This is a genomic window from Pseudoalteromonas sp. S1612 (genome assembly GCF_005887175.1).
Lineage (GTDB): Bacteria > Pseudomonadota > Gammaproteobacteria > Enterobacterales > Alteromonadaceae > Pseudoalteromonas > Pseudoalteromonas undina.
Genome location: NZ_PNDH01000035.1, coordinates 1 through 14,644, shown reverse-complemented (window position 1 = coordinate 14,644; position 14,644 = coordinate 1). Strand labels below are relative to the sequence as shown.

General features: G+C 40.4%; 14 protein-coding genes. 9 read left to right on the top strand and 5 right to left on the bottom strand.

Features of this window, described 5'->3' with window-relative positions:
* Window position 1: 1 nt before the first annotated feature.
* Window positions 2-658, bottom strand: coding sequence for an N-acetylmuramate alpha-1-phosphate uridylyltransferase MurU (gene murU, locus CWB78_RS13345; protein WP_138596028.1), 657 nt, complete (start codon window positions 656-658; stop codon window positions 2-4).
* A complete protein-coding gene (locus CWB78_RS13340; protein WP_138596026.1) occupies window positions 655-1,656 on the bottom strand; it encodes an aminoglycoside phosphotransferase family protein in 1,002 nt (333 codons plus the stop codon). The genes murU and CWB78_RS13340 overlap by 4 nt, the downstream gene beginning before the upstream one ends.
* A 94-nt stretch (window positions 1,657-1,750) precedes the next feature.
* On the opposite strand from CWB78_RS13340, the gene lptD reads away from it, so the two are divergent.
* The 7 genes from lptD to CWB78_RS13305 all read left to right on the top strand — a co-directional run bounded on the left by lptD (window position 1,751) and on the right by CWB78_RS13305 (window position 10,719).
* On the top strand, window positions 1,751-3,997 hold the full coding sequence (gene lptD / locus CWB78_RS13335) for an LPS assembly protein LptD (RefSeq protein WP_138596024.1): 2,247 nt from the start codon (window positions 1,751-1,753) through the stop codon (window positions 3,995-3,997).
* Window positions 3,998-4,093: 96 nt separating this feature from the next.
* Window positions 4,094-5,389, top strand: coding sequence for a peptidylprolyl isomerase SurA (gene surA, locus CWB78_RS13330; RefSeq protein WP_010391628.1), 1,296 nt, complete (start codon window positions 4,094-4,096; stop codon window positions 5,387-5,389).
* Between the two features lie 2 nt (window positions 5,390-5,391).
* Entirely contained in the window at window positions 5,392-6,384 is a 993-nt protein-coding gene (gene pdxA, locus CWB78_RS13325) for a 4-hydroxythreonine-4-phosphate dehydrogenase PdxA (RefSeq protein WP_138596022.1), read from the top strand.
* Entirely contained in the window at window positions 6,381-7,187 is an 807-nt protein-coding gene (rsmA, locus tag CWB78_RS13320; RefSeq protein WP_010391631.1) for a 16S rRNA (adenine(1518)-N(6)/adenine(1519)-N(6))-dimethyltransferase RsmA, read from the top strand. The genes pdxA and rsmA overlap by 4 nt, the downstream gene beginning before the upstream one ends.
* On the top strand, window positions 7,171-7,560 hold the full coding sequence (gene apaG, locus CWB78_RS13315) for a Co2+/Mg2+ efflux facilitator ApaG/CorD (RefSeq protein ID WP_041709470.1): 390 nt from the start codon (window positions 7,171-7,173) through the stop codon (window positions 7,558-7,560). The genes rsmA and apaG overlap by 17 nt, the downstream gene beginning before the upstream one ends.
* Window positions 7,561-7,575: 15 nt before the next feature.
* Window positions 7,576-8,394, top strand: coding sequence for a symmetrical bis(5'-nucleosyl)-tetraphosphatase (locus tag CWB78_RS13310; protein WP_054201932.1), 819 nt, complete (start codon window positions 7,576-7,578; stop codon window positions 8,392-8,394).
* 309 nt (window positions 8,395-8,703) lie between these two features.
* Window positions 8,704-10,719 carry a methyl-accepting chemotaxis protein gene (locus tag CWB78_RS13305; RefSeq protein WP_010391635.1) on the top strand — a complete coding sequence of 672 codons (2,016 nt, stop codon included), beginning with the start codon at window positions 8,704-8,706 and terminating at the stop codon, window positions 10,717-10,719.
* 293 nt (window positions 10,720-11,012) lie between these two features.
* Here CWB78_RS13305 and rpmG read toward each other — a convergent pair whose 3' ends face one another.
* The 3 genes from rpmG to radC form a co-directional block, all read right to left on the bottom strand.
* Entirely contained in the window at window positions 11,013-11,168 is a 156-nt protein-coding gene (rpmG, locus tag CWB78_RS13300) for a 50S ribosomal protein L33 (RefSeq protein ID WP_004587947.1), read from the bottom strand.
* Between the two features lie 11 nt (window positions 11,169-11,179).
* Window positions 11,180-11,416 (bottom strand): 50S ribosomal protein L28, encoded by a 237-nt coding sequence (rpmB, locus tag CWB78_RS13295; protein WP_008464111.1) that lies wholly within the window; start codon window positions 11,414-11,416, stop codon window positions 11,180-11,182.
* A 273-nt stretch (window positions 11,417-11,689) separates the two neighbouring features.
* The gene (gene radC / locus CWB78_RS13290) at window positions 11,690-12,364 is read right to left on the bottom strand and encodes a RadC family protein (RefSeq protein ID WP_138596020.1); all 675 of its coding nucleotides are present in this window, start codon (window positions 12,362-12,364) and stop codon (window positions 11,690-11,692) included.
* 141 nt (window positions 12,365-12,505) lie between these two features.
* Between radC and coaBC the strand changes: the two genes are divergently transcribed.
* On the top strand, window positions 12,506-13,699 hold the full coding sequence (gene coaBC / locus CWB78_RS13285; protein WP_138596018.1) for a bifunctional phosphopantothenoylcysteine decarboxylase/phosphopantothenate--cysteine ligase CoaBC: 1,194 nt from the start codon (window positions 12,506-12,508) through the stop codon (window positions 13,697-13,699).
* 223 nt (window positions 13,700-13,922) lie between these two features.
* Window positions 13,923-14,510, top strand: a complete 588-nt coding sequence (gene slmA / locus CWB78_RS13280; RefSeq protein WP_008113236.1) for a nucleoid occlusion factor SlmA — start codon at window positions 13,923-13,925, stop codon at window positions 14,508-14,510.
* Window positions 14,511-14,644: the final 134 nt, after the last annotated feature.

Genomic DNA, 14,644 nt, shown 5'->3' with positions numbered 1-14,644 from the left:
CTTATGGTGCTAATTGTTGGTTAAGAGCCGATAAACGCTCTGGTGTGCCTATATCGTCCCATTGGCCAATATAGAGTTCAGTGGAGACTAAATGTTCATTTATTTTTTCACGCAGTAAAGGCCCTAACGGGCGAATACCTGAGGCCAGCCCTTCAAAGAAATCAGCCTGATAACGGCCAATACCAGAAAAAGTATAGCGCTGTTCACTATTAGGTAAGTGGCTTAGCGTAAAATCACCCTCTGGGTTATGCGCAGGATTTTCAACCAATACAATGTGCGCTTCTTTTGGCTGTAAATGCAGCTGCATTAATGCACTAATATCGTAGTCGCTGTAAACATCACCATTAATAACAATAAATGACTCACCTAATAAAGGAAGTGCTTGAATAATACCGCCTGCAGTTTCAAGCCCGCCAGTTACTTCCTGGCTATAGGTAATACTTACACCCCATGCACTGCCATCTGCAAAGTAGGTTTTTATTTTGTCTCCTTGCCACGCAAGGTTAATCACAATCTGCGTAATACCAGCTGTTTTTAAGCGCATAATATGATGCTCAATTAGCGGTTTACCTGCCACACATAACATAGGTTTTGGCAACTGTGCGGTGAGCGGCATCATACGTTTACCGCGTCCTGCCGCTAAGATCATGGCCTTCATAGTTGCTCCTCTTTTAACCGCTGCTGTACTTTTGGTACCACGTAACTTTTTACCCAATCAGACAAATCACTAAGCTCTGGGTACTCTGCCGCCACTTCAACAATATAAGTTAGTGTCGGTAGTATATTCGCTAAGTAACCTTTTTTACCATCCCGTAAATACAAGCGACAAAAAATACCCGCTGCTTTTAAATGGCGCTGCAAGCCGGTTAAATCAAACCAATACTTAAATTGTGCGAATGACTCGTTAGTTATTAAACTTTGGCGCTTAAATTCGTCATAACCAAACTCAAGTAAATGAGTCAGCTCGTCGTTGGGCAATTTAAAATAACAATCTCTTAAAAGCGAGACTAAGTCATAACATAACGGACCTTGTACCGCGTCTTGATAATCAATAATTGCCCATTGCTGCTCGCAGCGCATAATATTACGGCTGTGGTAATCGCGATGCATAGTCACTGTAGGTTGTTCAAGCAGTGTATTGATTAGCAGCGCAGCACTTGTTTGCCATATATTTTGTTGCTCAGCACTGAGCTCTGTACTAATAAAATCATTAACTAACCAATTTTTAAAAATATCCAGCTCAAGTGCAATAAAGTCATGGTCATACGGATTCATTGACGGAGCTTTAGGCGTTTTAGCCCACTTGGCACTTAAACTGATCAGCTGCTGGTAATGCTCGCTGCGATTGGCATCATCAAGCAAGTCAGCTAAATGGGTGTTACCCAAATCACTTAAAATAAAAAAACCTTGCTGCTCATCACTATGAATAATGGATGGTAATAAAAACCCCTGCTCAGAAAACACCTTATTTAATGCAATATAAGGGACGTTGTTAACTTTTTTTGGATCTGAGTCCATCACAATAAAGCTTTTATTTTCAGCGCTTAACCTATAATAACGGCGAAAACTGGCATCTGCGGTTATTGCATTAAGCGCGCAGGATTGCTCACTAAAGTGAGTATTAATAAACTGTTGTAAACTCTCAAAACGTGTCATTTTATAAGCTATCTATTTTTCACTAATTACTTTGCTATTGTTTTCCTTTATTATGTATAGCTTGTAACTAATCACAGAGCATAAAGGTCGATAAATGAGCAAAACCTGGGGCATTTTGATGCTAAGCGTACTGAGCGCACCATCGCTTGCCGAAACTGAACTGACACACAACTTTTGTGGCACTTCAATGCAAACCAGAGCTTGGCAACCGCTAGCTGGCCTTGAGCTTGGAACGGTTGATATCAGCGCTGATGACGTTGAGCTTTTAGGCACACAAAGCGCTGAATTTACTGGTAATGTTGATATTAACACCGTTAACATGAGTTTGTCCGCACAATCAGCACTGATTGATAAACAACGCGGCTTACTCAATGCCACCGGCCCTATTACCTATCGCGATTATGTGAGCAAAGTTCAAAGTGCGGGCTTAAACGCCGATTTAAACAACTCAGCCTTTAGCTTATTAGGCGCACAATACAGCCTAACACAACAGCAAGGCAAAGGCGGCGCGGAAAAACTCACCATAGACAAGTCTGGCTTAATGCTGATGAATGCAAGCTTTACTGCTTGCCCAGGTAATACGCCTGTGTGGGCTATTGAAGCCGACGAAATTAATTTATCACGAGAAGAAGGCTGGGGTGAAACCTACAATGCGGTGCTTCGTATTTTAGACACGCCAGTACTCTATTTACCTTATTTTACTTTCCCACTCGATGAGCGCCGTAAGTCAGGCTTATTAACGCCCAGCTTTTCAAGTTCAGATCGTTATGGGTTAGAGACTATTACGCCTTATTATTGGAATATTGCTCCAAACTATGATGCAACCATTACGCCGCGTTATATGTCACGTAAAGGTTTACAGCTACAAACTGAATTTAGATATCTAACTCCAGAACACCAAGGTTTAGTGGCTGTCGAATACTTAAATAAAGATGACTCAGAACCTGAGCTTGACGAGCGTTTTTTGTTTCATTGGCAACAAAAAAGCTATATAGGCGAAGACTGGCGAGCCAGTATTGATATTACCAATGTCAGTGATGATAACTACCTCACTGATTTAAACTCAACTTATGCAAGTAAAACCGATACTCAGCTTTATCGTACCGGCTCACTAACTCACATGGGCGAGATGTGGCGTACTGATATAAAAATACAAAACTTTGAAGTACTCGGTGACCACTTAGAGTCATATACAGCCTTACCTCAAGTTAGCTTTACACAAACTACGCCGTGGAAAATTGATTACTTCGATTTTACTGTTTCAGGGGAGCTGAGCCACTTTACTAATAGCTCAGCGGTTATTGATCAAGCAACTCGCGTGCATATAGAACCTAAAGCACGCTTTGATTACAAAGAGTATGCCTGGTCGTTTTTATCTGAAGTGAGCTTATTGCAAACTAACTATAAACAAGACGGTGATTTACAGGGTACACAGTATAGCGATAATGTTTCGCGCACATTGCCAAAAGTGCGCTTATATTCTCAGCTTAACTTTGAGCGTGATACCTCAATTTTTATCGACGATGGTATTCAAACCTTAGAGCCACAAATTCAGTATTTATATACGCCTAACAAAGAGCAATCTGACATTGGCTTATACGATACCACTAAATTACAAGATGACTTTTTTGGCTTATTTAGAGATGCGCGTTTTTCAAGTGTTGACCGTATTGCCGCTGCAAATCAGTTTACGCTTGGGGCAACCACCCGTTTATTTGATAATAAAAATGAAGAAGTATTTAATTTCAGTGCTGGCCAAATATTTTATTTAAGTGATTCAGCCAAGCCCACAGAACAAGGGCTGAATAGCGACAGTAACTACAATGCCTTGTTTGCAGCGCAAACCATGTTACATTGGCATCGCCGCTGGTATTTGTCGGGTGGAATTCAGTACGACACGGATGGCAAGCAAATTATCCAGTCAAATTTAACCTTAGATTATAAAGGTGACGATAATCAGCTGGTTCAATTGAACCATCGCTATGCAAATGATGTCTCAGGAAATACAATCGAACAAGCGGGCTTATTTACAAGCATCCCTATTAGTGACGAATGGCAATTTATTGCAAGTTACCATCGCGACCTTGATAATAACCGCAGTATTGAAGTATTTAGTGGATTACAGTATGAATCGTGCTGTTGGGCGTTCCAAATTACTGGCCACCGCCAAATTGAAACTGATTTAAATCAGTCAATTGGGCAACCCCAAGCCACTTTTGATTCTAGCATTCGTTTGAATTTTGTATTAAAAGGGCTTGGTAGTAAAAGCCGTTATGATGCTCAAAAATTATTACAACAAGGTATTTTTGGTTATCGTAGGCCGTATTTTCTTAATGACTAAGCTGCATTTTGTATAGTAAAAATTTACAAATAACTATATCAATCTAGTCGCCTTTAGCATTACAACAGTACTATTAGTAAGAGTAGTAAAAAGAATATGAATTTAAAAAAATTATTAACATCAGCAGTTTTAACGTTTAGCTTATGCCAAAGTGCATTCGCCGCACCGGTCGAAATAGATAAAGTGATTGGTATTGTAAACCAAGGCGTTATTTTAAAAAGTGAAGTAGATACCATTGTTGATCGTGTTAAAAAGCAAGCAGAAGAACAAAATCAACAGCTGCCAAAAGACGAAACACTACGTGTACAAGCAATTGAGCGCTTAGTTAATCAAACGCTAATGATGCAAATGGCTGAGCGCATGGGCTTAGAGATTTCAGATAGCCAGCTTGACCAAACACTTGCCAACATGGCCAAAGAGCAAGGCGGTACAATTGCTGATTTACGTCGAACTATTGAAGCGTCGGGTGAGAGCTTTCAAGCTTACCGTGAAGAAATTCGTAAAGAGATAACCACGCAACAAGTCACGCGTGCAAACGTAGACCGCCGTATATATGTAAGCGACCAAGAAATTGATAACTTACTAAAAATTATGGATAGCCAAGGCCAAAATGCCGAAGAATACGATATTGGTCATATTCTTATCGATATTCCAAGCGGGGCAAGTGCAGACGACGTAAGCTCTGCAAAAACACGCGCAGACAAAGTAATTGAACTGCTGCAAGACGGCCAAGAATTTAAGCGTATTGCTATTTCTTCATCTAGTGGCTCAAAAGCGCTTGAGGGAGGTCAATTAGGCTGGATGGGCATTAACGAAATGCCATCTTTATTTGCAGAAGCTGTAAAAGGTCAAAAGAAAGATGCGATTATTGGCCCGCTTCGCTCTGGCGCAGGTTTTCACATTATTAAGGTGCAAGACGTACGTGGTCGCCAAGTAGTAGAAACCACAGAAGTTAAATCTCGTCATATTCTTATTAAGCCTTCAATTATTTTAAGCGAAGAAAAAGCCCGCACTATGCTAACTGGCTTTGTTAAGGATTTACGTGCTGGAAATGCTGACTTTGCTGAACTAGCTAAAGAGCACTCGCAAGATCCAGGCTCAGCACTTAAAGGCGGACAATACGACTGGACTGATCCAACTACCTACGTACCTGCGTTTAGAGATACATTACTATCTCTTGATCAAAACGAAATCAGCGAACCATTTAGAACTCAGTATGGTTGGCACATTGTACAGTTATTAGATACACGCGTTGCTGATAAAACCGAGCAAGCTAAACGTAATCGTGCACATGGCATGTTGTTTAATCGTAAATTTAAAGAAGAAAGCTTTAACTGGCAGCAAGAAATGCGCGAACAAGCCCATGTTGAAATTTTCCCAACAGACGAATAATTATGACCTTAAGAATTGCGATAACCCCTGGTGAGCCTGCTGGCATTGGCCCTGACTTGCTATTAAAACTGGCACAGCACAGCTGGGATGCACAGCTAGTAGCGATTGCAGATGCATCGCTACTAAAGCAGCGCGCTAAACATTTAGGTTTAAACATTAAATTAATTGAATTTGATGAAAGCGCCGAAGCCATGCCTACAGCGGCTGGCAGCTTATATATAAAACAGATTGATTTAGCCGAGTCAGTTGAACTGGGTGTGCTAAATGACGCAAACGGTCAATACGTATTAGACACACTTCGTATCGCCAGTGAGAAGAATATGGACGGTACTTTTGATGCCGTTGTTACTGGCCCTGTTCATAAAGGTATTATTAACCAAGCCGGTATTTCTTTTAGTGGCCACACTGAGTACTTTGCTCAACAGTCGGGCACCGCTGATGTTGTTATGTTATTGGCTACCGAAGGGCTGCGAGTTGCATTAGTAACAACGCATATCCCGCTTGCTTATGTTGCTCGTGCTATTACCCAAGAGCGACTGGTTAAAGTGGCTAATATTCTTAATCATGACTTAAAAACCAAGTTTGGTATTGAGCAACCGCGTATTTTAGTCTGTGGCTTAAACCCGCACGCTGGTGAAGATGGCCATTTAGGCCGCGAAGAAATCGACACGATAACGCCTACACTTGACATACTAAGAGCTGAAGGGATGAACTTAATCGGTCCTTTACCAGCAGATACATTATTTCAAGATAAATACCTAAATGAAGCCGATGCAGTACTGGCTATGTATCACGATCAGGGATTACCTGTGCTAAAATACAAAGGATTTGGTAAGTCAGTGAATATAACTCTTGGCCTTCCATTTATCCGCACTTCAGTCGACCACGGTACTGCGCTTGATTTAGCCGGTACAGGCGATGCTGATGTTGGCAGTTTTGAATTAGCGATCCGCGAAGCAATTAAGCTCGCCCATGAAAAAGCACAGAATCAATGACCGATAAAGTACATTTAGGACACCGCGCCCGTAAACGTTTTGGCCAAAACTTTTTATTCGATGAATCAATCATCGATAAAATTGTCACCGCTATTGATCCCAAGCCGCAAGATAATTTAGTCGAAATTGGCCCAGGCCTTGGCGCTATTACTGAGCCTGTAGCCGATTTAAGTGGCCATTTAACGGTTGTTGAGCTAGATAAAGATTTAGCCCAACGTTTAATTGAACACCCTTTTTTAGGGCCTAAATTAACCGTAAACCAAGGCGATGCAATGAAGTTTGATTTTGCAAGCCTAGTTAAAGACGACAAAAAGCTAAAAGTATTTGGTAACCTACCGTACAACATTTCTACTCCTTTGTTGTTTCACCTTTTTGAATTTGCCGATCATATTGAGCACATGCACTTTATGCTGCAAAAAGAAGTGGTAAAACGCATGGTTGCAGGTCCAGGCAGCAAAACCTTTGGCCGCTTGAGTGTAATGACTCAATACTACTGTAATGCGATGCCTGTAGTAGAAGTACCGCCTGAGTGCTTCAAACCTGCACCTAAAGTAGATTCTGCGGTTATTCGTCTAATCCCTAAAAAGGCAGAACAGCGCACAGCTAAAAGCGTTAAAATACTAAATACAGTCTGTTTAGAAGCGTTTAATCAACGTCGTAAAACACTGCGCAACAGCCTAGGCAACCTTTTAACCGCTGAAGAGTTAACCAGCATTGGCATTGATATTACCTTGCGTGCTGAGAGCCTGTCGTTACAACAATTTATTGATATAGCTAACTGGATTTATGACAACAAGCAGTAATATGGGATCACCTGTAAAGGTATCTGTAGAAACATTTTATGTAGAAGAGCAATCGCAACCTGAACTTGATAAATTTGTATTTGCTTATTCCGTTACTATAAAAAACCACAGTTTATGTAGTGCAAAACTACTTAGCCGCTATTGGTTAATTACCGATGCCAACGGTAAAGAAGTAGAAGTGCAAGGCGAAGGTGTGGTGGGTGAAACCCCAGATATAGCCCCTGGTGAAAGTTACAAATACACCAGTGGTGCAATATTAGATACTCCCGTAGGCACCATGCAAGGGCATTACACTTTACGAAACGAGTTTGGTGCTGAGTTTGAAGCACCCATAAATGTGTTCCGTTTAGCTTGCCCTAATATCTTACACTGATTAAAACAGCGACTAATGGCTGACTACGCAATAGGTGATTTACAAGGCTGCTTTAACGAATTTAATTTATTGTTAAAGCAAGTCGACTTTAACCCCAGCAAAGACCACCTCTACCTAGTAGGTGATATTGTTGCTCGCGGCCCAGACTCCAAAGCGTGCCTTGATTATATTTATCAACATCAAGACAGCGTTAGCGTCACATTAGGCAATCATGACTTACACATGATTGCCTGTTATTTAAACAATGTTGCACCCAACCCTAAAGACAAACTAACGACACTGTTCAACAGCAGTAAACTCCCCGACTACATCGCGTTTTTACAAACTCAGCCTTTAGCTCTTTATTTCGAGCAGTATGATTGTTTTATCTCTCACGCAGGACTTAATCCTGATTGGTCATGCGAGCAAGCCATTCAGCATGCCCAATTCGCGCAGCAATGCTATGGTGCTGACAACGCTCAATACTTCTTAAAAAACATGTATCAGCCTCACCCACTTTCATGGAGTGAGCAGCTCGATGACGCTGCAAAGTTTCGCTATATCGTTAATTATTTCACCCGTATGCGCTTTATTACGCCTGATAATTTGCTTGATTTTAATGCAAAAGAAGCAACAGCCAATAGCCACTCATTAATTCCTTGGTTTTCTCACCCTAAAATCGTTAACGCTCAACATGACCTTATTTTTGGTCATTGGGCTGCCCTTGAAGGTCAAACTCCCTACAAACACCTGTACGCTCTAGACACAGGTTGCGTCTGGGGCGGCTCAATGACCTTAATAGATTTACAAAGCAAACAAAAATTTTCAGAAAAATCACAACTTTTGTCTAAATAAACTGAAAAAAGTTAATACATCTGTTAAGTTTAAGAGTGCATGTTAAATTGCATAATTACAAACCATTCACAACTAAGTGTAAAAAATAGCAACACTCCCTTAATCTAATTAAGGACGAGGAGAATTGCCTTGTATTATTTTATATCCATAGTCGAATAGTTGAATTATGTATGCTTAGTGTGTGATGAAGTTTCACGGTAAATTTAGCAACTAACTATTAACAGTAAAAATTAATTATTTTTAATTACTTAACTTATTGTTGAAAGCGCCGATAAGTTTTAATAGACGTATTTTTGAATGGAAAACCATATGAATCTAACAGTGAGTCAACGTATTTGGGGTGGTTTTATATTTATCACTTTATTACTTTTAATTATTGGCGGTAACTCTTTAATAAAAATAGCAAATATAGATCGTTCAACTCAAAAAGTTAATCAGCTATCGCTTCCGGCATTAAACAAGAGCGCTCAATTACAAGCTGAATTTATTTTGATGAGTAAAGCTGCTCAAGCCAGTTTTCACACTTCATCTGCTCAAGAGCTAGCGCCAATAAAAGCACAAATAGAAGAACAAAAACAATTATTTGATAAGTTACATCGCGAACTACAACAGGTAGTAAAAGATGACCCACAATTAAATAAGAGCAGCCTTGACGTTGAAAAAACCTACTTAAGTTTTTTAAACATTATAGAGAGTCTGCTGAAAGACAAAAACACTCAGTTAGTGCTTAATAAAAAGCTCAAAGCTCAATTAGAAACTGTTGAACTCGCGGCTGAAGACGCTAACTCTATGGTACTTGATATTATTGATATTGATGGCTTAGAAGATAACCACCCGCGTGCTTACCAAGCAGCTAATAACCTTGAAAATAACTTTATGTCTGTGGTTACCAGCAGCACCGATATGTTAACTGTTAAAACGCTTAACACGCTCGATATTATTAAAAATGAACAAGTGTATTATTTTGAAGAAGTCGTTCGTACTGTTGCATTAATACAACCCGCGATAGAGCAAAGCCATAGCGGCTTGTTTAACGACCTAAAAGGCTACGTAGATACGCTTGAAAGCAATATCTTAGGTAACGATAGCCTTTCAGCGAATAAAAAACGCCTTATTGATGCAATCAGCACAACTGAACGTGAATTAGAAGAATCGGAAAAAGCCACTAAAACAGCACTTAGCCAAATTGACGAATTAGTATTACAAGCCAGTGGCGTTGCATTTACTTTGCAAGAAGGCGTTCGCAGCGATGTAAACTCAGCTAATTTATGGACTTGGATAGGTATGATCATTGCGACTATCATCGCTGTGCTTGTAGCCATTATTACGGTTAACCGTATTACTAAGCCATTAGCTGAAGTTAACCGCATTCTAGATATTGTTGCCAGTGGTGATATGACTCAACGCTTAGATGACAGCGCAAAAGATGAATTTGGTGAATTATCGAAAAGCTGTAATACCTTAATTGATAGCTTACGCAGCTTAATTACCGGTATTATTTCGCGTTCAACACAACTTGCTGCCGCTTCTGAGCAAACCTCAACAATTACCGGTGAATCAAGCAAAGCGATTAGTAATCAACAAGCGCAAGTAGAGCAAGCGGCAACCGCAACCACTGAAATGAGCAGTACTTCTCAAACAGTGAGCAACAGTGCTCAACAAGCACTAGGCGAAATCAAAAATGCCGATAAAGAAGCTGAACGCGTTAAAGGTATTTCAAATCAAAATAAAGCAACCATTGAACAACTCGCTTACGAAGTTGATGAAGCATCAAGTGTTATTAATAAACTACACAAAGACAGCGCCTCAATTGGTAGTATTTTAGACGTTATTCGTGGTATCGCTGAGCAAACTAACTTACTTGCACTTAATGCGGCGATTGAGGCAGCACGTGCCGGTGAGTACGGTCGAGGGTTTGCTGTGGTAGCTGATGAAGTAAGATCGCTTGCAAGTAAAACTCAAGAGTCGACACAAGAAATTCAATCTATGATTGAATCACTACAGTCGGGCGCTGAAGAAGCAGTTAAGGCAATGGAAAAAGGTAAAGAACGCGCGGTTTCGTGTGTTGAGCAAAGTGATTTAGCTAATAGTGCACTGGATTCAATTACTCTTGCGGTATCGCAAGCGCACAATGTCAGTGAAGAGATATCAACAGCAGCACAAGAACAACAACAAGTATCACAAGAGATCAGTGAACGCTTAGAGTCTATTGTTGCTATTGCCGAGCAAACAGCAGAAGGTGCTGTACAAACGAATATTTCAAGTTCAGAAGTGGCTAAGTTAGCCGAAGAACTAAGAATATCAGTAGAGAACTTTAAAGTATAAATACCGCGCTGTAAGTAGCCTTAGAGCTACTTACAGCTCATACCCTAACAAGACCCCCGTTCTCTCTCCAGATATGCTTGTACACCCCCACAATCTCACTTTAAATACACAACACCCAACAGCTTAGCCCGTAAAGTCATTTAATACTCTTTATGTTTTCTTTGGTTATACCAATTCGTTTAATTAAATGGACACAATTACGGTGAGTATATTGTCGGTGGATAATAGAGTGGATTTTAAAAACAAAAAACCCAGCATAAGCTGGGTTTTTACATTTCTGAAAGAAAACTAAATTACTTGATTTTAGCTTCTTTGAAAATCACATGTTTACGAGCCTTAGGATCGAACTTTTTGATTTCCATTTTTTCAGGCATGTTACGCTTGTTCTTGTCGGTAGTGTAGAAAAAACCAGTACCAGCAGTTGAAACTAAACGGATCTTATCGCGCATAATTCAGTTCCTTAAACTTTTTCGCCACGAGCACGGATTTCTGTAAGAACCGTGTCAATGCCTTTTTTATCGATAATACGCATACCTTTAGTAGTAGTGCGTAATGTTACAAAACGTTTTTCACTTTCAACCCAAAAACGGTGTGTTTGTAGGTTAGGTAGGAAACGACGTTTAGTCGCGTTTCTCGCGTGTGAACGGTGGTTACCAACCGCTGGACGCTTACCTGTAACTTGACATACTTTAGACATGTCTATATATCTCCAATAACTTCGCTCGAGCTTAATTTTCCCTAAGGCCATGTATTTGTGCCCTAGAGATAAATCGAAGGGCGCTCTTTATACAGCTTTTACAGGCAAAGATCAAATACTGATCTTATCCAACCAGCTCATGTGTAAATTTGATAGCGGCTAATTATAAAGATCGAATGCCCTTAGGGAAAGTAAAAACTGCATTTAAATTAAACTAATTTGCCAAAACACAGTAAACCGCTCATTTTTAGCACATATCTGCGAGCGATAAACTTAAATAAGTCCCCGTTCGGCAAACGAAACACAATTTTCACCGCCAATAATAATATGATCCAATACATTTATGTCGACTAATTGCAGCGCTTGGCACAATTTATTGGTAATTAGCTTATCGGCCTGACTTGGCTCTGCAATACCGCTGGGATGATTATGTGAAAAAATAACCGTCGCTGCATTATTTTTTAAAGCCGCTTTAACAACTTCACGCGGATACACACTGGCGGCGTTAATCGTACCATAAAATAAAATTTCATCTTTTAATAAACGATTTTGACTATCAAGATACAACACCATAAACACCTCCTGCTGCAGGCCTCGCATTTTCAGGGTTAAATAGTCGTAAACAGCTTGAGGGGAGTTAAAAACGGCATCGCGAACAAAGCCTTCTTGCATATAACGCTGACTCAGCTCAAGTACCGCTTGTAACTGTACGTATTTAGCTGTACCCAGCCCTTTTTGCGCACAAAACTCATCTATGCTGGCATTAAACAAATTATGCAGGGTTTTATTTTCATTGATCAGATGTTGTGCCAGCTCTATCGCATTCATACCCGGTAAGCCAGTACGTAAAAATATAGCCAGTAGCTCAGCATCAGAGAGTGCCTTAGCGCCTTTTGCTAGCAGCTTTTCTCGCGGTCTGAGTGAATTAGGCAGAGAGGTTAATTGCATCGTTCATCCTTGAAAGCGGTCAGTATCATATAACTGTAATGCAAAATTAAAAATTAGCGCGATAAAACGCATTTTATCTTAGCTGTCACGCTCAAGATTTGTTATTTTAGCCAGCATATTTTATAAAATTGATGAACAACCATGATTAATTTAACAAATAAAAAAATAGTGCTGGGAATTAGCGGTGGAATTGCAGCCTATAAATGTGCCGAACTCGTAAGACGTTTAAAAGACCATGGTTGTGACGTTAAAGTTGTAATGACTGAATCAGCAAAGCATTTTATTACCCCGCTAACGATGCAAGCCGTCAGTGGTGAAATGGTGTCTGACTCATTACTCGACCCATCAGCAGAAGCTGCAATGGGACATATTGAATTTGCAAAATGGGCTGATTTAATTTTAGTTGCCCCTGCCACCAGCAATATTATTGCAAAAATGGCCGCAGGCATTGCTGATGACCTACTCACTACGTTATTGCTCGCAACCCCTGCAAAAATAGCCATAGCGCCGGCAATGAATCAGCAAATGTACGCACACCTTGCAACGCAAGCTAATATAGCCACTTTAAAGGCTCGTAGCGTTGCTGTTTGGGGACCAGGTAAGGGTGAGCAAGCCTGTGGTGATGTGGGTGCAGGGCGAATGCTTGAACCGCATGAATTAGTGAGTTTATGCACTGAACCTGCGCAACCACAACTCTTAGCGGGTAAAACCATTACTATTACCGCAGGTCCAACTCGAGAACCTCTCGATCCGGTGCGTTTTATATCAAACCACAGCTCAGGAAAAATGGGCTATGCACTAGCACAAGCCGCTTTATCATTTGGCGCGCAAGTTAACTTAATTTCAGGCCCAGTAACCATTACCGCGCCGCAAGGTGTTAATTTAATTAATATAGAAAGTGCTGAGCAGCTACTGCAAGAATCTCTCAGTTACGCCCCTCAATCAGACGCCTTTATTGGGTGCGCTGCTGTAGCCGATTACCGCGCAGCAAATATCGCCACGCAAAAAATGAAAAAACAAGGCGATGAACTCACTCTTAGCTTAGTTAAGAACCCAGACGTTATAGCAGCAGTAGCAAACCTTACACAAAGCCGCCCTTACACTGTCGGCTTTGCAGCAGAAACGCAAAATGTTGCTAACTACGCTAAAGGGAAACTAACCAATAAAAACCTCGATATGATTTGTGCTAACGACGTATCGAAAAGTGATTTGGGCTTTAATTCAGAGCGTAACGCACTCACTCTTTACTGGCAAAATGAACAACTCGATTTACCTGAGACCAGCAAAACAGAAATAGCCATCAAAGTGATCGAGCAGCTTGCCAAACGATTATAAAAAGGCTGGAAACAAACTGAATAAAACATTAACATGATGACGCCTTGTGACCTTTTAGTGTAATTTTACTTCGCTAATATAGTTTAATGCTTGCGCAGTACCAGAGCTTCACGTAATACGTGAAAATATCGCTTCACTGGTTATTGCCCGCACAAACACTAGGCCGGTAGCTGTGTTATCGCACGTTGATGTAGAAAAAATAACTATTAAAAAAGGAATGTTCATGCCTGCGACAAAAAAAAGTAATCGCAAAGAGCAAATACTGCAAGCACTCGCACAAATGTTAGAAACCAGCCCTGGCCAGCGTATTACAACAGCCAAACTTGCCGCAGAAGTTGGCGTTTCTGAAGCCGCTCTTTATCGTCATTTTCCGAGCAAAGCGCGAATGTTTGAAGGATTAATTGAATTTATTGAAGATACCCTGCTATCACGTATTAATCTTATTTTAGATAACGAAAAAGAAAGCAAAGCACGCGTATATAACACCCTATTACTGCTGCTAACATTTGCTGAGAAAAACCCTGGCATTACTCGTATATTAACAGGCGACGCTCTACAAGGTGAGCAAGAGCGACTTCGTGAGCGTGTACAGGGCTTATTTGAAAAACTAGAAACCCAATTTAAACAAATTCTTAGAGAGCGTAAGCTACGTGAAGGTAAAAACTTCCAAAGCGATGAGTTAACCCTAGCTAACTTTTTGCTTGCCTACGTTGAAGGTAAAATGAATCAGTTTGTGCGCAGTAATTTTAGTGCTCGCCCAAGTGAGCAATTTGAAAAACAATGGCCAGAATTACAAAAAATTTGGTTATAAGGTTTTAGGTTTTAGGTTATAAGGTTTTAGGTTTTAGGTTTTAGGTTTTAGGTTTTAGGTTTTAGGTTTTAGGTTTTAGGTTTTAGGTTTTAGGTTTTAGGTTTTAGGTTTTAGGTTTTAGCAGTATCTCTTTA

What these genes read in the sequence shown, in the direction of transcription:
- rsmA (WP_010391631.1), top strand. Translation starts at nt 6,381, where the DNA reads ATGACCGATAAAGTACATTTAGGACACCGCGCCCGTAAACGTTTTGGC.
- CWB78_RS13310 (WP_054201932.1), top strand. Translation starts at nt 7,576, where the DNA reads ATGGCTGACTACGCAATAGGTGATTTACAAGGCTGCTTTAACGAATTT.
- murU (WP_138596028.1), bottom strand. Translation starts at nt 658, where the DNA reads ATGAAGGCCATGATCTTAGCGGCAGGACGCGGTAAACGTATGATGCCG.
- pdxA (WP_138596022.1), top strand. Translation starts at nt 5,392, where the DNA reads ATGACCTTAAGAATTGCGATAACCCCTGGTGAGCCTGCTGGCATTGGC.
- apaG (WP_041709470.1), top strand. Translation starts at nt 7,171, where the DNA reads ATGACAACAAGCAGTAATATGGGATCACCTGTAAAGGTATCTGTAGAA.
- surA (WP_010391628.1), top strand. Translation starts at nt 4,094, where the DNA reads ATGAATTTAAAAAAATTATTAACATCAGCAGTTTTAACGTTTAGCTTA.
- rpmB (WP_008464111.1), bottom strand. Translation starts at nt 11,416, where the DNA reads ATGTCTAAAGTATGTCAAGTTACAGGTAAGCGTCCAGCGGTTGGTAAC.
- rpmG (WP_004587947.1), bottom strand. Translation starts at nt 11,168, where the DNA reads ATGCGCGATAAGATCCGTTTAGTTTCAACTGCTGGTACTGGTTTTTTC.
- slmA (WP_008113236.1), top strand. Translation starts at nt 13,923, where the DNA reads ATGCCTGCGACAAAAAAAAGTAATCGCAAAGAGCAAATACTGCAAGCA.
- coaBC (WP_138596018.1), top strand. Translation starts at nt 12,506, where the DNA reads ATGATTAATTTAACAAATAAAAAAATAGTGCTGGGAATTAGCGGTGGA.
- CWB78_RS13305 (WP_010391635.1), top strand. Translation starts at nt 8,704, where the DNA reads ATGAATCTAACAGTGAGTCAACGTATTTGGGGTGGTTTTATATTTATC.
- radC (WP_138596020.1), bottom strand. Translation starts at nt 12,364, where the DNA reads ATGCAATTAACCTCTCTGCCTAATTCACTCAGACCGCGAGAAAAGCTG.
- lptD (WP_138596024.1), top strand. Translation starts at nt 1,751, where the DNA reads ATGAGCAAAACCTGGGGCATTTTGATGCTAAGCGTACTGAGCGCACCA.
- CWB78_RS13340 (WP_138596026.1), bottom strand. Translation starts at nt 1,656, where the DNA reads ATGACACGTTTTGAGAGTTTACAACAGTTTATTAATACTCACTTTAGT.